This window comes from Rubritepida flocculans DSM 14296, from assembly GCF_000425365.1.
Classification (GTDB): domain Bacteria; phylum Pseudomonadota; class Alphaproteobacteria; order Acetobacterales; family Acetobacteraceae; genus Roseococcus; species Roseococcus flocculans.
In genome coordinates, this window is the sequence record NZ_AUDH01000008.1 from 115,924 (window position 1) to 134,898 (window position 18,975).

An 18,975-nucleotide genomic window follows, 5' to 3' on the forward strand; every position below is an offset into this window, starting at 1 on the left:
CGCCATGGTCCAGCCCATCCTCGCCCCGCGCCAGATGCTGATCGGCGGCGGCAGCCTCGCGCGGCTCGGCGCGCTGCTGCGGCAGTTCGGCCTCTCGCGCCCGCTCGTCGTCACCGATCCCTGGATGGTCTCCTCGGGCATGGTCGAGCGCTGCCTCGCGCCGCTGCGGGCCGAAGGCATGGCGCCGGGCCTCTTCTCCGAGACCGTCCCCGACCCGACCGACACGGTGGTGGAGGCCGGGCTGCGCGCCCTGCGCGCGGGGGATTACGACGTGCTGATCGGCTTCGGCGGCGGCTCGCCCATGGACACGGCGAAGGCGATGGCCATTCTCGCCGCGGCGCCGGAGGGGACGAAGATGCGCGCCTTCAAGGCGCCGGCGGCGGCGGACCGGGCGGCGCTGCCCGTCATCTGCGTGCCCACCACCGCGGGCACGGGCAGCGAGGCGACGCGCTTCACCGTCATCACCGACTCCGAGCGCGACGAGAAGATGCTCATCGCGGGGCTCGGCGCCCTGCCGCTCGCGGCGGTGGTGGACCATGAGCTCACCTTCAGCCTGCCCCCGCGCATCACCGCCGATACGGGCATCGACAGCCTGACCCACGCGCTGGAGGCCTTCGTCAGCCGCCGCGCCAACCCCGTCTCGGACATGTACGCGCGCGAGGCGATGCGCCTGATCGGCCCCATGCTGCGCCCCGTCCATGCCGATGGCGCGGATGCGCGGGCGCGCGAGGCGATGATGCTGGGCGCCACGCTCGCGGGGCTCGCCTTCTCCAACGCCTCGGTGGCGCTGGTGCACGGCATGTCGCGGCCCATCGGCGCGCATTTCCATGTGCCGCACGGGCTGTCCAACGCCATGCTGCTGCCCGCCGTCACCGCCTACAGCCTGCCGGCCGCCCTGCCGCGCTACGCCGAGGCGGCGCGGCTGATCGGCTGCGCGCGCGCGGAGGACGCGGACCAGGTGGCGGGCGCCAAGCTGCTCGAGGAGCTGCGCGCCCTGAACCGCGACCTCGCGGTGCCCACCCCGGCCGCGCATGGCATCCCGCAGGAGCGCTGGGAGGCGCTGCTGCCCACCATGGCCGAGCAGGCGCTGGCCTCCGGCAGCCCGGCCAACAATCCGCGCGTGCCCTCGGCGGAGGAAATCCTGGCGCTCTACCGCGAGGTCTGGCGGGGCTGACCGCGCCTCCAGCGCGCCGCCCAGGCGGGGAGCGCGGCGAGGGGCAGGGGGCGCGCCATCCAGAAGCCCTGGCCACGATGCGCCCCCAGCGCCCGCAGCAGCCCCCAGAGCGGGCGCGAGGAAATGCCCTCCGCCGTCACGGTCAGCCCCGTGCGGGCGATGCGCAGCACCTGCTGCCGCGCGCGGGCGGAACGGCCCGCCGCATGCACCAGGCTCTTGTCCAGCTTCACCCCGGTGAAGGGCAGGCGCAGCAGCCGGCGGCGGCGGTCGTCCAGGGCGAAATCGTCGATCAGCACCTCGTGCCCGGCGGCGCGCAGCCGGCGCAGCGCCCGGCGCATCCGCGCGAAATCCCGCACCGGGGAGGTCTCGGTGAGCTCGATGGCGAGCCGCGCCCGGGGCAGGCGCGAACGGCGAAGCTGCGCGGCGAGCCAGGCCGTGAGGTCGGGCTTCAGCACTTCCTCCACCGGCAGGTTCACCGAGACGCGCAGCGCGCCCAGCGCGGGCAGGCGCATCAGGTCGCGCGCCGCGATGCGGATGACGGCGCCCGCCAGCAGCCGCGCGAGACCCGCGCGCTCCATGTGCGGCACGAAGCTGCCCGCGCCCAGCGCCACCGGCTCGCTGCGCCAGCGCGAGAGCGCCTCGACCATGACGAGCTTGCGGTCCTTCAGCCGCAGGATGGGCTGGTAGCGCAGCAGAAGCCCGCCATCGGCCAGCCGCCCGGCCATGCTGCCCATGCCCGGGATGGGCGAGGGCGGCAGCAGCCGGCCCTCCAGCGCCTCGCGCACCCGCGCCTCGAAGCCGCCCGCGCCGGGGCTGCGCGGCAGGAGCGCGATGGCCGCGCCGGGCGAGGCCTCGGCCAGCGCGTCCACCAGCGTGGGCTCGTAGTCGCGCGCGGCCTCGTGCAGCAGAAGATGGGCGAAGCCGCCCACACCGTCGAGCACCGCGGCCAGAAGCGCGCGATTGCAGGCGAGCACCAGGGGCGGGGGCGCCTGCCGCTCGGCGCTGACCCGCTCCACCGCCGCGATGAGCGCCGCCTCGCGCGCGAGCAGCAGGATGCGGCCGGGCGCCCGGGAATCGGCGGCGGGGCGTTTCTCAATAATGGGCCGAATCTTCCAATCTAATCGCCCGCGAGCCTACACGGCGCCGCCGCCACCCTCAACAAGGATCGCATGCGCTTTCAGCGCAGCGCCGTCCGCCCCGGCGGCCTCGCCGCCTCGGGCTCGCCGCGCCGCAGCCGCGTGCGGCCGGTGTAGAGCACGATGGGCGCCGCGATGAACACCGAGGAGGAGGTGGAGACGACGATGCCAAACACCATCACCCAGGCGAAGCCCGAGAGCGTGTCTCCGCCGAACAGCGCGAGCGGAAGCGCGGAGAGCAGCAGCGTCATCGAGGTGCCCAGGCTGCGGTTCAGCGTCTCGTCGATGGAGAGATCGACGAGCTGGTTCAGCGGCATCGTCTTGAACTTGCGCAGGTTCTCGCGCATCCGGTCGAACACCACCACCTTGTCGTTCACCGAGAAGCCCACGATGGTCAGGATGGCGGCGATGGTGGTCAGGTTGAACTCGATCTGGAACAGCACCATGAAGCCGATGGCCTTGGTGGTGTCGAGGATCAGGGTGATGACGCCCGCAAGCCCGAACTGCCACTCGAAGCGGACCCAGATGTAGATCAGCATCGCGAGCAGCGAGAGGCCGAGCGCGATCAGCCCCCCTCGGAACAGCTCGTCCGAGATGCGGTTGCCCACCGCCTCCACGCGCAGCACGCGCAGCCCGGGCTGGGCCTGTTCGAGGGCGGCGCGCACGCGGGCCACCACCGCCTGCACCTGCGATTCCTCCTGCGGGACGGGCAGGCGCACCAGCACCGTGCTGTCGTCGCCGAAGCGCTGCAGGCCGACATCGCCCACATTGAGCCCGCCCACCGCGGCGCGCAGGGCGGGCAGATTGGCGGCCTCGGGCGCGCGCACCTCCATCACGATGCCGCCCTTGAAGTCGATGCCCTTCTCGAGCCCCGGATAGAAGGCGCCGATCAGCGAGGCGGTGGAGAGCACGGCCGAGACCATCAGCCCCGCGCGCGCGCCCTTCATGAAGGGGATGTCCGTCTTGTCCGGCACCAGGCGGAACAGCGGCCGCGCGAGGCGCTGCATCAGCGTCAGGCCGGGGCGCGTCACCACCGGCAGTTCCTTGGGCTTCTTCGCGCGGTACCACCACACGACCATGAGCCGGGTGAGCACGGTGGCCGTCCACATCTGCACCACGGTGCCGATCGCCACCGTCACCGCGAAGCCCTTCACCGGGCCCGAGCCGAAGCCGTAGAGGAAGGCCATGGCGATGAGGTTGGTGAGGTTCGCGTCGAGGATGGTGCCGCTCGCGCGCGTATAGCCCGCCTCCAGCGCGCTGATCGGGCTGCGGCCGTTCTTCACCTCCTCGCGGATGCGCTCGTTGATGAGGATGTTCGCGTCCAGCGCCGTGCCCAGCGTCAGCACGATGCCCGCGATGCCGGGCAGCGTCAGCGTCGCCTCCAGCAGCGTCATGCAGGCCAGCAGCAGCACGATGTTGACGAACAGCGCGATGTTGGCGAACCAGCCGAACAGCCCGTAGGCCAGCCCCATGTAGAGGAAGACGAAGGCGGTGCCGGCCGCGAGGCTGATCATGCCCGCGCGGATCGCGTCCTCGCCCAGCTCGGGGCCCACGGTGCGCTCCTCGACCACCGTCAGCGGCGCGGGCAGGGCGCCGGCGCGCAGCAGCACCGCGAGGTCGTTCGCCGTGCGCACGGTGAAGTTGCCGCTGATCTGCCCGCGCCCGCCGGTGATGGGCTCGCGGATCACGGGGGCGGTGATCACCTTCTCGTCCAGCACGATGGCGAAGGGCCGGCCCACATTCGCGCGCGTCACCTCGGCGAAGCGGCGCGTGCCCACGGAATCGAAGCTGAAGTTCACCACCCATTCGCCGGTGCGCGTGTCCTGCGCGGCGCGCGCGTCGGAGAGGTTCGCGCCATCCACCTCCACGCGCCGGCGCACGGCGTAGCGCTCGCCCTCCCGCTCGCCGGGCAGGAACATCACCCCGGGCGGCGCGACGGGCGAGGCGAGGTTCGCCGTCTCGTCCAGCAGGTGGAAGGTCATGCGCGCGGTGCGGCCGAGCAGATCCTTGATCCGCTGCGGGTCCTGCACGCCCGGAAGCTGCACGAGGATGCGGTTCTGGCCCTGCCGGGCGATCAGCGCCTCCACCACCCCCGTCTCGTCGATGCGCCGGCGCACGATCTCGATGGACTGCTCCACCGCGTTGGTCGCCTTGGCGCGCAGCCCGGCTTCGGTGACGGTGGCCGTCAGCAGCCCGTCGGGGGTGATGGCCACCTCGATGTCCGGCACCTGGCCGCCGCCCGGGACCTGCACGGGGTTGGCGAGTTCGCGCAGGATGCGCAGCGCCGCCTCGCGCTGGGCGGGCTCGGTGATGCGCAACTGGATGCGCCGCTGCTCGGGCTGGGCGGTGAGGCCCGTGTAGGCGATGCGCGGGCTCGCCTGCGTCATGCCGCGGCGCGTGCCCTCGACCAGGTTCTCCAGCCGCTCGCGCAGCAGCACCGAGGTGTCCACCTCCAGCAGCAGATAGGAACCGCCGCGCAGATCGAGCCCGAGCGCGATCTGGCGCAGCGGGAACCAGTCGGGGAAGGCCGCGCGCGGGAAGAGGTTGGGCAGGCTCACCAGGAAGCCGGCGAGGCAGACCAGCAGGATGGCCGCGGTCTTCCACCGCGCGAAATACATCATATCGAATACGGTCCCGATCAGGCTGGGCGGAACATGACGAGGGGGAGGGGGGGATGCAAGCCTCGCGCGGACGGGCTACCCCCCGGGGCCATGAGCCTCAGAATCGGCGTTCTCGGCGCGGGGCATTTCGGCCGCTTCCACGCGCTCAAGCTCGCGGCCAACCCGCGCGCCACCCTGGCCGGCCTGCATGACCCCGACCATGTCCGGGCGGAGCGGGTGGCGGCCGAGGCAGGCTGCCCCTCGCTCGAGTTCGAGACGCTGCTCGCCGCCTCGGACGCGCTGATCATCGCCACACCCACGCAGCACCACGCGCGGCTGGCCAGCCTCGCGCTCGAGGCGGGGCGGGATGTGCTGGTGGAGAAGCCCATCGCCGCCACGCGCGAGGAGGCGGAGGCGCTCGTCGCGCTGGCCGCCCGGCGCGGCCGCGTGCTGATGGTGGGGCAGATCGAGCGCCATTCGGCCGCCATCCGCACCCTGCGCGAGAACCTGGCGGGCCGGCGCCTGATGGCGCTGGAGGCGGTGCGCGTCGCGCCCTTCCGGCCGCGCAGCCTCGATGTCTCGGTCGTGCTCGACCTGATGATCCACGACCTCGACCTGCTGCTCTCCCTCGTGCCCGCCCCGCTCGTGGAGGTGCGCGCCGTGGGCGGGCGCGTGGCCAGCCCCAACACGGACTGGGCGGTGGCGCAGCTCCGCTTCGCCGACGGCGCGCAGGCCCAGGTGAGCGCGAGCCGCGTGGCGGTGGGGCTGGAGCGGCGGCTGCGCGCGCTCGGCCCGGAGGGCGAGTTGAGGGTGGATTTCCTGGCCCGCAGCCTCGAATTCCTGGAGCGCGGGGGCGAGACGCCGCTGGAGCAGATGCCGGGCTGGGGCGTCACCCGCCGCTCCTGGACGGAGCACGACAGCCTGGAGGCCGAGCAGGCCGCCTTCATCGCCGCCATCCTCGACGGCGCGCCGCATGAGGCGACCGGGGCGCAGGGGCTCGCCGCGCTGGATGCGGCGCTTCGGGTCGAGGCGGCGCTGGTATGATACGGCCGGCGGTCACGCCGGACGTATCGCGCACGCCGGGTTGGCGGGCGGCGGCGTGCCAAAACAGAGGCATACCAGCGGCCGCGCCGCCTTCTCACGAGTCAAGGCAAGCGGCCGCTGGTATGACACGGGCGGCATCGCAGGCCGCCCGTATCACTCCCACTCGATGGTGCCGGGCGGCTTGGAGGTGATGTCGTAGGTCACGCGGTTGATCCCGCGCACCTCGTTCACGATGCGCCCCGCCACCCGGGTCAGGAAGCCCATGTCGAAGGGATAGACATCGGCCGTCATCCCGTCCGTGCTGGTCACCGCGCGCAGGGCGCAGGCCTGGTCATAGGTGCGGCCATCGCCCATCACGCCCACGGTGCGCACGGGCAGCAGCACGGCGAAGGCCTGCCAGATCGCGTCATAGAGGCCGGCGGCGCGGATTTCCTCGAGGAAGATGGAATCCACGCGCCGCAGCAGATCGGCCTTCTCGCGCGTCACCTCGCCCGGGATGCGGATGGCGAGGCCGGGGCCGGGGAAGGGGTGGCGGCCCACGATCTCCTCGGGCAGGCCGAGCTCGCGGCCCAGCGCGCGCACCTCGTCCTTGAACAGCTCGCGCAGCGGCTCGACGAGGCGCATGCGCATCCCCTCGGGCAGCCCGCCCACATTGTGGTGCGACTTGATGGTGACCGAAGGCCCCCCGGTGGCCGAGACGCTCTCGATCACGTCCGGATAGAGCGTGCCCTGGGCGAGGAAATCCGCCCCGCCGAGCTTGTTCTGCTCCTCCTCGAACACCTCCACGAACAGCCGGCCGATGGTCTTGCGCTTGGCCTCGGGGTCGGTGACGCCGGAGAGCTGGCCGAGGAAGAGCTCGGAGGCGTCGCGGTGCACGAGGCGGATGTTGAAGCGCTCGCGGAAGGTGCGCACCACCTGCTCGGCCTCGCCCGCGCGCATCAGCCCGTGATCGACGAAGATGCAGGTGAGCTGATCGCCCACCGCCTCGTGGATCAGCACCGCCGCCACCGAGGAATCCACGCCGCCGGAGAGGCCGCAGACCACCCGCCCCTGGCCCACCTGGGCGCGGATGCGCTGGATGGCCTCGGCGCGATAGGCGCCCATCGTCCAGTCGCCCGCGCAGCCGCAGATGCCGTGCGAGAAGTTGCGCAGCAGCGCCGCCCCGTGCGGGGTGTGCACCACCTCGGGGTGGAACTGCACGCCGTAGAAGCGGCGCGCGTCGTCGGCGATGGCCGCATAGGGCGCGCCCTCGCTGACGGCCACGGCGCGGAACCCCTCGGGCAGGCGTGTCACGCGGTCGCCATGGCTCATCCACACCTGCTCGCGCGCCCCGGGGGCCCAGACGCCGCGCGTCAGCGCGCTCTCGCCCACCACATCCACGAAGGCGCGGCCGAACTCGCGGTGATCGGAGCCCTCCACCTGCCCGCCGAGCTGCGCGGCCATGGTCTGCTGCCCGTAGCAGATGCCGAGCACGGGCAGGCCGAGCGTGAACACCGCCTCGGGCGCGCGGGGGCTCTCGCCCTCGGTCACGCTGGCTGGCCCGCCGGAGAGGATGATCCCCCTGGGCGCGAAGGCGCGGATGCGCGCCTCGGGCGCGCGGTTGTAGGGCCAGATCTCGCAATAGACGCCGGATTCGCGCAGGCGCCGCGCGATGAGCTGCGTCACCTGGCTGCCGAAATCCAGGATGAGGAGGCGGTCGTGGTGCTGGGCCATGGCGGGCAGCAGCACGGCGGCGCGGCCGGCGTCAAGACGCGCGGGCGCGGGGCGGGGCCTATCGCGGCAGCCGCGTCACCGCCGTGGCGCTGAGCAGGGTGTGGATCGGCGTCCAGGCATAGGCGAGCTGCACCATGGGCTGGCCGGCGAAGCGGATCGCCTCGCGCGCCGCGAGCCGCGCGCCCAGCCGCTCGTAGAACCAGCGCGAGGGGTTGGCCTCCAGCACCCAGGCGAAGGCCGATTGCGCACCCAGCGAGGCGAGGTGCGAGGCGATGGCGCGCATCATCCGCCGCCCCACGCCGCGCCCCTGCGCGTCGTCCAGCAGGTAGAGCGTCTCCACCTCGCCCTCGGCGATGCCGGGGCGGCGGGCGAGCCCGCCGGTGACGAAGCCCACCACCCCCGCCCCGCCGGGCTCGAAGCCGTCCGCCACCGCGACGAAGGCGGCATGGCCGCCGCGCCGCTCCAGGATGGCCTGCTCATAGGCCGCCCCCTCGCGCAGGGCCGAGAGCCCGGCGAGATACCCGGCCGGCAGGATGCCCGCATAGGCGCTGCGCCAGGCGGCCAGATGCACCCGCGCCATGGCCGGCGCGTCCGCCGCCCGGGCGCGGCGGATGGTGATCACGCCGCCCGCTCCAGCACGGCGGCGAAGAAGCCGTCCGTGCCATGCGCCGCCGGCGAGAGGGCGAGATGCGGCCCCGCGCAGGGCGGCGCGCCGGGCAGCCCCGCCTCGGCCCAGGCGCGGGCGAGCGGCACGGGGCGGAAGCCCGGATGGCGCGCGAGGAAAGCCTCGACCTGCATCTCATCCTCCTCCGGCAGAAGCGAGCATGTCGCGTAGATCAGCCTACCCCCGGGCCGGACGAGCTGCGCCGAGGTGTCGAGAATTTCACCCTGCTTGGTGAGGAGTTCCTGAAGATCCTCCGCGCCCAGCCGGCTGCGCGCGTCGGGGTTGCGCCGCCAGGTGCCGGTGCCGGTGCAGGGGGCGTCCACCAGCACCCGGTCGAAGCCGCCCGCCCGGCGCTTCGCCCAGCGATCCCCGGGTGCGAGCAGATGCGTCTCGGCATTGTGCACCCCCGCCCGGCGCAGCCGCTTCAGCGCGCCCGAAAGCCTCGGTGCCGAGACGTCGCAGGCGGTGATGCGGCCGCGATTCTCCATGTCGGCGGCCATGGCGAGCGTCTTGCCCGCCGCGCCCGCGCAGTAGTCCGCGACCCGCATGCCCGGCCGCGCGCCCACCAGCGCCGCGATGAGCTGGCTGCCCTCGTCCTGCACCTCGACCAGCCCCTCGCGGTAGGCGGCGCTGGCCGTCACGGCGGCGCGGCCCCGCAGCCGCAGCCCGTGCGGGGCGAAGGGGGTGGGCTCGGGGGCGAAGCCCTCGGCCGCCAGCGCCGCGGCCGCCGCCTCGCGCGTCGTGCGCAGGCGGTTCGCGCGCAGGTCGAGCGGCGCGCCCTGCTCCAGGGCCGCTGCCTCCTCGGCGAGCCGCGCGCCGAAGCGGGCGGCGAGGCCGGGCAGCGCCCAGGCGGGCAGGTTGAGGCGCACGCCCTCGGGCATCTCCTTGCCGATGAGCGGCTTGCCGGCGAGCGCCCGGGCCGCGCCCCGCTCGCCGATGTCGAGCGCGCCCGCCCCGTAGCGCCCGCCCTCGAAGCGGCGCGCCGCCTCGGCGGGCGTCAGCCCCTCCACGAGCAGCAGATGCGCGAGCGCGAGCAGCCGCGGCGTGGGCCGCGCGCCGGCCTCGGCGAGCCACCAGTCGAGGCGCAGCCGCTGGCGCAGCACTCCCCAGGCGAGGTCGGAGACGGCGCGGCGATCCCCCCCGCCGATGTAGCGGCGCGCGCGGAAGAACTCGGCGGCGATGGCGTCGGCCGGGCGGCGGGGCGCCTCCAGCGCGGCGTGCAGCAGGTCTATGGCGGCGGCGAGGCGCCCTTCGGGGGTCATGCAGCGAGGGTCCGCGGAGAGGGGGGCGCGGGGCGCGCCGGCGCGGCAAGCCTCTGCCGGAATCCGCGCCCCGGGCAAGCCCGGCCCGGCGGGGCAGGGGTGCCGCCGCGCCGCTTGTGGCGGGCGGGCAAAGCGGTTAGGCCGGCCGGCATGGAGCACAACCAGGCCACCGTGACGGTGGAGGGCGCGGGCGGCGCTGTCCGCTTTTCCAACCGGCTGCCCATCGCGCTGATCGCCGGCCCCTGCCAGATGGAATCCCGCGCCCATGCGCTGGAGACGGCCGCGGCGCTCAAGGAGATCGCGGCCCGGCGCGGCGTCGGGCTGATCTACAAGACGAGCTTCGACAAGGCGAACCGCACCTCGGGGCGCGCGGCGCGCGGCATGGGGCTCGCCGCCGCCCTGCCGGTCTTCGCCGAGATCCGCGAGAGCCTCGGCCTGCCCGTGCTGACCGACGTGCACGAGGCCGCGCAATGCGCCCCCGTGGCCGAGGCGGTGGACGTGCTGCAAATCCCGGCCTTCCTCTGCCGCCAGACCGACCTTCTGCTCGCCGCCGCCGCCACGGGCCGGGCGGTGAACGTCAAGAAGGGGCAGTTCCTGGCGCCCTGGGACATGAAGCATGTGGCGGCCAAGATCACCGAGGCCGGCAACCCCCGCGTGCTGCTGACCGAGCGCGGCGCCTCCTTCGGCTACAACACGCTGGTTTCCGACATGCGCGCCCTGCCCATCATGGCGCGCGAGACGGGGCTGCCCGTGATCTTCGACGCCACCCACTCGGTGCAGCAGCCGGGCGGGCAGGGCGCGGCCTCGGGCGGGCAGCGGGAGTTCGTGGAGACGCTGGCGCGCGCGGCGGTGGCCGTGGGGGTTGCGGGCCTCTTCATCGAGACCCACCCCGACCCCGACCGCGCGCCCTCGGACGGGCCGAACATGGTGCCGCTGCGCGATTTCGAGGCGCTGCTCGCCCGGCTGCAGGCGATCGACGCGCTGGTGAAGGGCTTCGATGGCTGAGGCGGCGGAGGCGGGGCTCGCGGCCCGGCGCGCCACGCTTGCGCGCACCGTGGCGCTGGAGGCGGAGGGGCTGCGCGCCCTCGCCGCCGCGCTGGAGGGGCCGCTCGGCGAGGCGATGCTGCGCGCCGCGGCCCTCATCCTCGACCGGCCAGGGCGGGTCATCGTCACCGGCATGGGCAAATCGGGGCATGTGGGGCGCAAGATCGCGGCCACCCTCGCCTCCACCGGCACCCCTGCGCATTTCGTCCATCCGGCCGAGGCGAGCCATGGCGATCTCGGCATGATCGGGCCGGAGGATGCGGTGCTCGCCCTCTCCTGGTCGGGCGAGGCGCCGGAGCTGGCCGACATCATCGCCTATGCGCACCGCTTCCGGGTGCCGCTGATCGCGCTCACCTCGCGGCCCGAGAGCACGCTCGGCCGGGCGGCCGATCCCTGCATCGCGCTGCCGCGCATGCCCGAGGCCTGCCCGAACGGGCTCGCGCCCACCACCAGCACCACCATGCAGCTCGCCGCCGGCGATGCGCTGGCGATGTGCCTGCTGGAGGCGCGCGGCTTCTCGCCCGAACGCTTCCGGGACTTCCACCCGGGCGGCAAGCTCGGCGCGCGGCTCAAGCGCGCGCGCGACCTGATGCATGGCGGGGCGGAGCTGCCGCTCGTGCCGCTCGGCGCGACGCTGCAGCAGGCCATCGTGGAGATGACGCGCGGCCGCTTCGGCGTGACCGGGGTGCTGGACGGGCAGGGGCGGCTCGCGGGGCTGCTGACGGATGGCGATCTGCGCCGGGCCTTCCAGCGCGCGCTCGGCCTCGACAGCCCGGTGGAGGCGGCGATGACGCGCGCCCCGCACACCGCCGCGCCCGACGCCTGGGCGGCCGACCTGCTGGCCGAGCTGAACGAGCGCAAGATCACGAGCCTCTTCGTCGTGGAGGAGGGGCGGCCCATCGGCATCCTCCACCTGCACGACCTGCTGCGCGCCGGCGTGGCGTGACCTGGCCCGATCGCGCGGCGCTGGAGCGCGGCCAGGTCTGGCTCTATCTCGCCGCCACGCTGTGCGGGCTGCTCGCGGGGGCGGTGGCCCCGGGGCTCGCGGGCGCGGCGGAGGCGCTGCTCTGGCCCGTGCTGGCGCTGCTGCTGCTCGCCACCTTCACCCAGGTGCCGCTGACCCATATCGCCCAGGCGGCGCGGGATGCGCGGCTGCTCGCGGCGCTGCTGATCGGCAACTTCCTGCTCGTGCCGCTGCTGGTGGCCGCGCTCTGGCCGCTCGTGCCGGCCGATCCCGCCATCCGCCTCGGCGTGCTGCTGGTGCTGCTGCTGCCCTGCACGGACTGGTCCATCACCTTCACCCATCTCGCGCGCGGGAATACGGCGGGGCTGATCGCGGCGGCGCCGGTGCTGCTGCTGCTGCAGATGCTGCTGCTGCCGGCCTATCTCTGGCCCTTTCTCGGCTCGGGCGAGCTCGGGGCCTTGCCGGCGGGGCGGCTGCTCGCCGTCTTCGGCCTGCTGATCGCCGCGCCGCTCGCCCTCGCCTGGCTGCTGGAGCGCTGGGCGGAGCGCAGCCCCGGGGGCGCGGGCGTGGTGCGCGCCATGGGCGCGGCGCCGGTGCCGCTGCTGGCGGTGGTGGTCTTCCTCATCGCGCTCGGCCAGGGCGGGGTGCTGGCGGGGGCGCTCGCGGGGCTCGTCGCGGTGGCGGGGGTGTTCGTGCTGTTCCTGCTGGGCGCGCTGGGCCTCGCCCTCGGGCTGACGCGGGGGCTGCGGCTCGAGGCGGGCTCGGGGCGGACGGTGCTGTTCAGCCTCGGCACGCGCAACTCCTTCGTGGTTCTGCCGCTCGCGCTGGCGCTGCCGGCGGAATGGGCGGTGGCGGCGCTGGTGATCGTGCTGCAGTCGCTGGTGGAGCTGCTGGGGATGCTGGTCTACCTGAGGCTCGCGCCGCGGCTGCTGCCGGCGGCGCGGTGAGGGGGGCGGCGGCGCCTGCCGACCGTCTCAGCCGATGATCCGCCGCCGCAGCGCGGCCGAGGCCTGCTCCACCGCCACCACCAGCAGCAGGATCGCGAGGATCGAGGCCGCGGCCTCGGCATAGTTGAAGAGGTCCATCGCGACCTTCAGCTCCATGCCCATGCCGCCCGCGCCGACAAGGCCCAGCACCACGCCGCCGCGCGTCGCCTTCTCGAGGCAGAACAGGCTGGTCGCCACCATGGAGGGCAGGGCGGCCGGCAGCACGGCGGCCATCAGCAGCCCCGAGCGCGGCGCCCCGGCCGCCGCCAGCGCCTCCTGCGGGCCCTTGTCCTGCTCCTCCATCGCCTCGGCGAAGAAGCGGGCGGCGTAGCCCATGGTGTCCACCATCAGCGCCAGGGTTCCCGCGAAGGGCCCGAGGCCGACCGCCACCACGAAGATCAGCGCCCAGACCAGGTCAGGCACGGTCCGGAACAGCGCGATGAGCGCCCGCGCCGCCGCGCGCAGCGGCCAGGAGGGGTTCAGCGCGCGGCAGGCCAGCACCGCCAGCGGCAGCGAGAACAGAACCCCGAGCAGCGTGCCCGCCAGCGCCATGTGGAAGGTCTCGAGCAGCGAGGCCAGCACCCGGTCCCAGCGGTCATGCGCCGGCGGCAGCATCTCGCCCAGGATGCGCGCCATCTGCGGCAGCCCGGCCCAGAGCTCCGCCAGCGAGAAGCCCGCCCCCTGGAAGGAGGAGAGCACGAGCGCCGCCGCCCCCACCAGCAGCGCGAAGGAGAGGGGCGAGGGCCGTTCCAGCCGGGGCGGGGCGGTGCGCTCAGGCAAAGACGCGCTCCAGCGCCGCGGGCGAGGCCGCCGCCGCCGGGCAGTCGAAGGCCACCGCCCCGCCGCGCAGCGCGACGATGCGGTCGGCGAAGGCCGTCGCGTGCTCCATGTGGTGGGTGGAGAACAGCACGGTGATGCCGCGCTGGCGGGCCAGGCCCGCGAGCAGCCCCATCACCTCGCGCCCGGCCGCGGGGTCGAGGGAGGCCACCGGCTCATCGGCCAGGATCATCTCGGGACGCTGCATCAGCGCGCGCGCGATCGCCACGCGCTGCGACTGCCCGCCGGAGAGCGCCTCCGCGCGCCGCAGCGCGAGCGGGGCGAGGCCCACCTCCTCCAGGCAGCGCATCGCCTCGGCGCGCAGCGCGCGCGGGGCCAGCGCCTGGTGCCAGGCCAGCGCGCCGGCCCGCGCGATGGCCCCATGCGTGACGTTGGAGAGCGCCGACAGGCGCGGCACCAGGTTGTGGCGCTGGAAGACGAAGCCGACCCGCGCGCGCAGCCGCCGCAGCGCCCGCCCGCGCAGCCGCCGCGCGTCCTCGCCCAGCACCTCGATGGCGCCGGCATCGGGTTCGACGAGGCGCAGCAGGCAGCGCAGCAGGGTGGATTTGCCCGCGCCGTTCGCCCCGATCAGCGCGCAGAGCTGCCCGCGCGGCACGCGCAGCCGCACGCCGCGCAGCACCTCCGTCGCGCCGAAGCGTTTCACCAGCCCCTCGATGCGGAGGTCGTCGGGGCCTGGCGGCGGCGCGGCCAGCGGCGCCGCGAGGGTCAGCGTCGCGCTCAATTCCCGACGAAGTCGGCGAATTGCGGCTGGCCGATGGTGCGGTACATGGCGCGCACGTAGTTGTAGTCGGCGTCGCGCGGGGTGGGCAGGAAGACGCCGCCGACGTATTTCTGGTTGCTCTCCGTCGCGGTCAGCGCCCGCCACATCTCGGCCGAGTTGTCCACGAAGACGCGGCGCACCGCCTCGATGGTGGCCGCCGGCACATGCGCCCCGGCCACCATCACGTCATCGGGCAGATCCCGGCCGCGCGCGATGACGCGCAGCGGCAGGTCGGGGAAGCGCTGGCGGAGCTGCTGCACGTCGGTGTGGTTCACGCCGATGGCCGCGACATCGCCGCGGCGCAGCGCCTCGATGGCCAGGTTCCGCGAGACGTGCATCGGCTGGACGTCGCGGCGCGGATCGAGGCCGTGGTCGGCCAGCACCTGCATGGGGCCGAGATGGCGGCTGGTCGAGCCCGCATCGCCGAAGGCCACGCGCCGGCCGCGCAGGTCGGCCGGCGTCTGGAACTCGCTGCGCGCGAGCACGACGATGTTCGAGAAGTAGTCGGGTCGCTGGAAGGTGACCACGGGCACCGCGTTGGTGCGCTGGCGGAAGACGACGTATTCGGAGGGCCCCGTGAGCACGAAGTCCACGCGGCGGGCGTTCAGCGCCTCGACCGCGGCGGTGCGGCTGTTTACGGGGAAGAAGCGCAGCTCCATGCCCGACAGGCGCTGGAACGCCTCCCGGAAGGGGCCGAAATCGCGCTGCAGCTCCTCGAGCCCGGGCACATCGGTGATGGCGAGCGAGACGCTCCGGGGCTGGGCCGCCGCCCCGGCGAGCGGCAGGGCGGCGAGGGCGGCGGCGAGGGCGGCGCGGCGGTGCATCTGGGCGTCCCGTTTCCGAATCCGCCCATCAGCTTATCGGCCGTCGGTAACGCATCGGCGGAAGCTGGATGACGATACCGTGTCATACCAGCGGCCGCTGATGTCGACCCCTGAGGAGCCGGTGCGGCCGCTGGCATGCCTTTGTTTTGGCGCGCAGCCGCCACACCAACCCTGCGCGCGATACGGTCGGCATGTCATGCCGCCCGTACATACCAGCGGCCGCCTGCTTCGACCCGCGAGAAGGCGGCGCGGGCCCTGGCATGCCCTCGCTTCGGCACGCCGCCGCCCTCTCAATACCCCTCGCGCAGCAGCGGAAAGGCGCTGTGCACATGCGGCCACAGCACCGGCGGCGCGCCGCGATGCACATGCCCGCGCGTCAGCTCGCCGAAGCCGGTCACGCCCGTCAGGCCGAGCGCCTTGACGCACTCGTCCTCCAGGATTTCGAGCAGGCGCGTCACGCCCGCGGCGCCCTCCGCGGCCAGCCCGTAGAGGTAGAGCCGCCCGAGCCCCACCCAGTCCGCGCCGAGCGCGATGGCCTTCACGATGTCCGTCCCGCGCGAGAAGCCGCCATCCACCATGATCTTCGCGCGACCGGCCACGGCCTCCACCACCTCGGGCAGCACGTCCAGCGCGCCGCGTCCGCCGTCGAGCTGCCGCCCGCCATGGTTGGAGACGTAGATCACCTCCACCCCGTGCTCGACGGCGATCGCCGCGTCCTCGGCCGTGCCGATGCCCTTGAGGATGAGCGGGATTGGGTGCTTCTCCTTGAAGCGCGCGACCTCGCGCCAGGAGAGCGCGGCCTGGTGATCCATCCCCGTGTTCGCCGCGCGCCAGGTCTTGACGAAGCGCTTGGCGATGTCGCGCTCGCGGCGCGAGTAGTGGGCCGTGTCCACCGTCATGCAGAAGGCGTCGTAGCCGGCGTCCATGGCGCGCCGCGCGTGCTCGTCCACGAAGGCGTCGCCGCCGCGCACGTAGAGCTGGAACACGCGCGGGCCGGAGGCCGCCTGGGCCGCCGCCTCCAGCCCGGGCTGCGTCACGCTGCTCAGCATGAAGGGCACGCCGAAGGCGCCCGCCCCCCGCGCCACCGAGGCGCCTCCGCCCGGCTCGAAGGATTCGAGGGAGCCGACCGGGGCGAGGAACACCGGCAGCCGGATGCGGTGGCCGAAGAACTCCACGCTCGGGTCCACCTTCGAGACGTCGTTCAGCACCCGGGGCCGCAGCGCCACCGTGTCGATGGCGAGGCGGTTGCGCGCCAGCGTGGTCTCCGTCTCCGTCCCGCCCACCAGATAGTCCCAGATATTGGCGTTGAGCTTGAGCTTCGCCGCCTTCACGAACTCGTGCAGGCAGAGGTATTTGCCGCCCTCCAGCTCGTTCGCGTTCAGCCTGTCGCTCATGCGCGCCCCCTCCCGTTCCGCGCCGACGCTAGGCGCGGCATGATGGCCGGGCAAGGCAGGGAGGCATGCGATGCGCTACAGGCAGCGGCGCGAGAAGGCGCGGGCGGTGCTGGAGGGGGGCCTATGCGTCCACCCCGCCTCGGTGCACGATCCGCTCTCGGCGCGCATCGCCGAGGAGCTGGGCTTCGAGCTCGGCATGTTCGCGGGCAGCACCGCCTCTCTCGCCATCCTCGGCGCGCCCGACCTCATCCTCATCACGCTGAGCGAGTTCGCCGAGCAGTGCCGGCGCATCACCCGCGCGGCGGAACTGCCCGTGGTGGTGGACGCGGACCACGGCTACGGCAATGCGCTGAACGTGATGCGCACGGTGGAGGAGATGGAGCAGGCCGGCATCGCCGCCCTGTCGATCGAGGACACGGAGCTGCCCCGCCCCTTCGGCGCGGGCGCGCCGCGCCTTGTTCCGCTGGAGGAGGGGGTGGGCAAGATGCGCGCGGCGGTGGCGGCGCGCATGGACCCGGGGCTCGCCATCTTCGCCCGCACGGGCGCGATGGGCATCACCGGGCTCGAGGACGCGCTCGCGCGCATCCGGGCCTACAACGCGACGGGGGTGGACGGGATCTTCCTCACCGGGGTGCGCACCCGCGCCGAGTTGGATGCGGCGGCGGAGGCGGCGCGGCTGCCGCTGGTGCTCGGCACCCTGACCGAGGAGATCAGCGACCGCGCCTATCTCGCGAGCCGCGGCGTGCGCATCGCCCTGCAGGGCCATGCGCCGAGCCAGGCGGCCGCGCAGGCCATCCACGCCACGCTCAAGGCGCTGCGCGAGGGCGTGAAGCCGGCCGATCTGCCGAGCTTGCCGCCCAAGGGCGCCATGGCGCGCTGGACGCGCGAGGCCGCGCTGAGCGAGGCGGCCGCCCGCTTCCTGGAATAGGGCTTCAGGCCGGGCGAATCAGAAGGCGAAGCCGCGCGGCGGGGCGAAGCCGGGCAGGGGGTCGGCCTGGGTTTCGAACAGCGCCGTCTCGCCCACTCCGCCGCCCGCCCGGCGCAGCAGCAGCGCCTCGCACAGCCGCCCCTCCTTCACCCGCAGGCAGGCGAGGCGGCCGCCCTCGGCCATCTGGTCGCGCACGGGGCGGGGAATCCGCGCCACCGCGCCCTCGATGAGGATCACGCGATAGGGCGCGCCCGGCGCGTGGCCCTGGCTCGGGTCGCCCGGCAGGAACTCCGGCCGATTCTCCCGCAGCGCGAGATCGCAGCCCTGGCGGGCGAGGGAGAGCAGCCCCTCCTCCTGCTCGACGCCGGTGACGAGCAGCCCCATGCGCGCGAGGATCGCCGCCGCGTAGCCCGCGCCGGAGGCGAGCACCAGCGCGCGGTCGCCCGGTTGCGGGGCCAGCGCCTGGATCAGCCGCGCCTGCACCATGGGAATGAGCATGGCGCGCCCGGGGGCGAGCGGCAGCGGCGCATCCGCATAGGCGCGGTGGCGCAGCGCGGGGGGCACGAAACGCTCGCGCGGAACATCGCGCATCGCGGCGATCAGCAGCGGGTCGCTCACGCCGGTGGGCGTCACCTGCCCGTCCACCATCATGCGGCGGGCGGTCTCGGAATCCTCGGCCGCCATGGGCTGCGCCGCGACGCTCTGCGCTGCGATCATCGGTGTCCTGCCTGTCCTCGGCCCCGGTTATAGGCCGCGCGCGCATGGCGGGAAAGCCGAGCCGCGCCTTGACCCGCGCGCCCCGCCGCCCGATAGAGCATGCGGCTGGTCCGATGGCCGAGTGGTCAGGCAAGGGTCTGCAAAACCCTCTACGGCGGTTCGATTCCGCCTCGGACCTCCAGCTTCCTCCTCTCGCATGACGGCGTGCCCGGCCTGCTTCGCGCGGGGTGTTCGGGTTTGGGCGAAGGGCCCGGCGCGGCGCGAGCCTGGCCTGTCGGGGCCTCCGTTGCGCTGCCGGGAAGCCTCTGCTACAGGCCCCGCGTGAGGCGATCCGGCGTGGCGCAGCGGTAGCGCAGCGGACTGTTAATCCGTTGGTCGTTGGTTCGAATCCAACCGCCGGAGCCATTCACACTGAAATCGTTGCACTTTTTGTGCGACTGGCGTCCCACCCTCAAGGCTACCCCCATTTCCGCGTAGCTGCTTTCTCTATCGGCGGCCGGAGGTGAGACGGCCTCACGCGGAGCGGGTCGGGTCGGGACGGACTGTCGAGCCGGTGCCGATCCGCCTGGCATCGCGTCGGGCGCGGGCCTGGATTTCGCCCGCATCCCACACCGCCCGGCCGCCTAGACAGAAACTCCCTCGGCTTGTGGTTCGAGGGAGCACTTGAAGCCGAGCTTTATGATTTGGGCGGCGAGGTGACGTGCCTGCTGTTCTGGCGAGCGTTGGTGGAAGTGATTTGGTCCGAGATCGTGCCAGAAGGTTCCGTTTTGGAGCATGTGCCAGACGGCGGTGAGGATGGAGGCGGCGACGGCGCAGATGGCTTTTTTCGGTCCGCGGCGCTGTCGCAGATGGTGGAACTGGGCGCGGAGATAGCTGTCCTTCTTGCGGGTGGCGGCCCAGGCGCACTGGACGAGGGTGGTCTTGAGCC

The 18,975-nt window shown here is 73.7% G+C and carries 16 protein-coding genes, 2 tRNA genes and 1 pseudogene; 8 read left to right on the forward strand and 11 right to left on the reverse strand.

Annotated features, from left to right (window positions below):
• Positions 1-4 precede the first annotated feature (4 nt).
• Entirely contained in the window at positions 5-1,174 is a 1,170-nt protein-coding gene (locus tag H596_RS0109795) for an iron-containing alcohol dehydrogenase (RefSeq protein WP_027284740.1), read from the forward strand.
• Here the strand turns inward: H596_RS0109795 and H596_RS0109800 are convergent.
• Complete coding sequence (locus H596_RS0109800) at positions 1,150-2,190, reverse strand: EAL domain-containing protein (protein WP_027284741.1); 1,041 nt, start codon at positions 2,188-2,190, stop codon at positions 1,150-1,152. The two genes, H596_RS0109795 and H596_RS0109800, sit on opposite strands and share 25 nt — an antisense overlap.
• A gap of 161 nt (positions 2,191-2,351) precedes the next feature.
• Complete coding sequence (gene secD, locus H596_RS0109805; RefSeq protein ID WP_027284742.1) at positions 2,352-4,931, reverse strand: protein translocase subunit SecD; 2,580 nt, start codon at positions 4,929-4,931, stop codon at positions 2,352-2,354.
• A 90-nt stretch (positions 4,932-5,021) separates the two neighbouring features.
• Between secD and H596_RS0109810 the strand changes: the two genes are divergently transcribed.
• Positions 5,022-5,954, forward strand: coding sequence for a Gfo/Idh/MocA family protein (locus H596_RS0109810; RefSeq protein WP_027284743.1), 933 nt, complete (start codon positions 5,022-5,024; stop codon positions 5,952-5,954).
• Between the two features lie 153 nt (positions 5,955-6,107).
• Here the strand turns inward: H596_RS0109810 and guaA are convergent, their stop codons facing one another.
• The 3 genes from guaA to H596_RS0109825 are packed head-to-tail and all read right to left on the reverse strand — an operon-like array spanning position 6,108 to position 9,593.
• Positions 6,108-7,667 carry a glutamine-hydrolyzing GMP synthase gene (guaA, locus tag H596_RS0109815; RefSeq protein ID WP_051212750.1) on the reverse strand — a complete coding sequence of 520 codons (1,560 nt, stop codon included), beginning with the start codon at positions 7,665-7,667 and terminating at the stop codon, positions 6,108-6,110.
• A gap of 58 nt (positions 7,668-7,725) precedes the next feature.
• Positions 7,726-8,289 carry a GNAT family N-acetyltransferase gene (locus tag H596_RS0109820; protein ID WP_027284745.1) on the reverse strand — a complete coding sequence of 188 codons (564 nt, stop codon included), beginning with the start codon at positions 8,287-8,289 and terminating at the stop codon, positions 7,726-7,728.
• A complete protein-coding gene (locus tag H596_RS0109825) occupies positions 8,286-9,593 on the reverse strand; it encodes an RsmB/NOP family class I SAM-dependent RNA methyltransferase (protein ID WP_027284746.1) in 1,308 nt (435 codons plus the stop codon). The genes H596_RS0109820 and H596_RS0109825 overlap by 4 nt, the downstream gene beginning before the upstream one ends.
• 150 nt (positions 9,594-9,743) lie before the next feature.
• Between H596_RS0109825 and kdsA the strand changes: the two genes are divergently transcribed.
• From kdsA to H596_RS0109840, 3 genes are read left to right on the forward strand one after another with little or no spacing between them, the layout of a single operon-like run.
• Entirely contained in the window at positions 9,744-10,598 is an 855-nt protein-coding gene (gene kdsA, locus H596_RS0109830) for a 3-deoxy-8-phosphooctulonate synthase (protein ID WP_051212740.1), read from the forward strand.
• Positions 10,591-11,583 carry a KpsF/GutQ family sugar-phosphate isomerase gene (locus H596_RS0109835; RefSeq protein ID WP_027284748.1) on the forward strand — a complete coding sequence of 331 codons (993 nt, stop codon included), beginning with the start codon at positions 10,591-10,593 and terminating at the stop codon, positions 11,581-11,583. Before kdsA ends, H596_RS0109835 begins: the two co-directional genes overlap by 8 nt.
• Positions 11,580-12,548 carry a bile acid:sodium symporter gene (locus tag H596_RS0109840; RefSeq protein WP_027284749.1) on the forward strand — a complete coding sequence of 323 codons (969 nt, stop codon included), beginning with the start codon at positions 11,580-11,582 and terminating at the stop codon, positions 12,546-12,548. The genes H596_RS0109835 and H596_RS0109840 overlap by 4 nt, the downstream gene beginning before the upstream one ends.
• 27 nt (positions 12,549-12,575) lie before the next feature.
• On the opposite strand, the gene phnE is transcribed toward H596_RS0109840, so the two are convergent.
• From phnE to H596_RS0109860, 4 genes are all read right to left on the reverse strand, one after another.
• Positions 12,576-13,367 (reverse strand): phosphonate ABC transporter, permease protein PhnE, encoded by a 792-nt coding sequence (gene phnE / locus H596_RS0109845; protein WP_027284750.1) that lies wholly within the window; start codon positions 13,365-13,367, stop codon positions 12,576-12,578.
• Positions 13,360-14,145 carry a phosphonate ABC transporter ATP-binding protein gene (locus H596_RS20960; RefSeq protein WP_051212742.1) on the reverse strand — a complete coding sequence of 262 codons (786 nt, stop codon included), beginning with the start codon at positions 14,143-14,145 and terminating at the stop codon, positions 13,360-13,362. The genes phnE and H596_RS20960 overlap by 8 nt, the downstream gene beginning before the upstream one ends.
• Positions 14,142-15,008: a PhnD/SsuA/transferrin family substrate-binding protein gene (locus H596_RS0109855; protein ID WP_027284751.1), complete on the reverse strand. Its 867-nt coding sequence runs from the start codon at positions 15,006-15,008 to the stop codon at positions 14,142-14,144. The genes H596_RS20960 and H596_RS0109855 overlap by 4 nt, the downstream gene beginning before the upstream one ends.
• Before the next feature lie 290 nt (positions 15,009-15,298).
• A complete protein-coding gene (locus tag H596_RS0109860) occupies positions 15,299-16,402 on the reverse strand; it encodes an alpha-hydroxy acid oxidase (RefSeq protein ID WP_051212744.1) in 1,104 nt (367 codons plus the stop codon).
• A gap of 70 nt (positions 16,403-16,472) precedes the next feature.
• Between H596_RS0109860 and H596_RS0109865 the strand changes: the two genes are divergently transcribed.
• Positions 16,473-17,330, forward strand: coding sequence for an isocitrate lyase/PEP mutase family protein (locus tag H596_RS0109865; RefSeq protein ID WP_027284753.1), 858 nt, complete (start codon positions 16,473-16,475; stop codon positions 17,328-17,330).
• Between the two features lie 18 nt (positions 17,331-17,348).
• Here the strand turns inward: H596_RS0109865 and H596_RS0109870 are convergent, their stop codons facing one another.
• On the reverse strand, positions 17,349-18,047 hold the full coding sequence (locus H596_RS0109870) for a protein-L-isoaspartate O-methyltransferase family protein (RefSeq protein WP_051212746.1): 699 nt from the start codon (positions 18,045-18,047) through the stop codon (positions 17,349-17,351).
• Between the two features lie 107 nt (positions 18,048-18,154).
• On the opposite strand from H596_RS0109870, the gene H596_RS0109875 reads away from it, so the two are divergent.
• Positions 18,155-18,228: transfer RNA gene (locus H596_RS0109875), tRNA-Cys, on the forward strand.
• A 149-nt stretch (positions 18,229-18,377) separates the two neighbouring features.
• Positions 18,378-18,452: transfer RNA gene (locus H596_RS0109880), tRNA-Asn, on the forward strand.
• 322 nt (positions 18,453-18,774) lie between these two features.
• Here the strand turns inward: H596_RS0109880 and H596_RS24130 are convergent.
• Positions 18,775-18,975: pseudogene (locus H596_RS24130) on the reverse strand (IS110 family transposase); the annotation flags it as partial.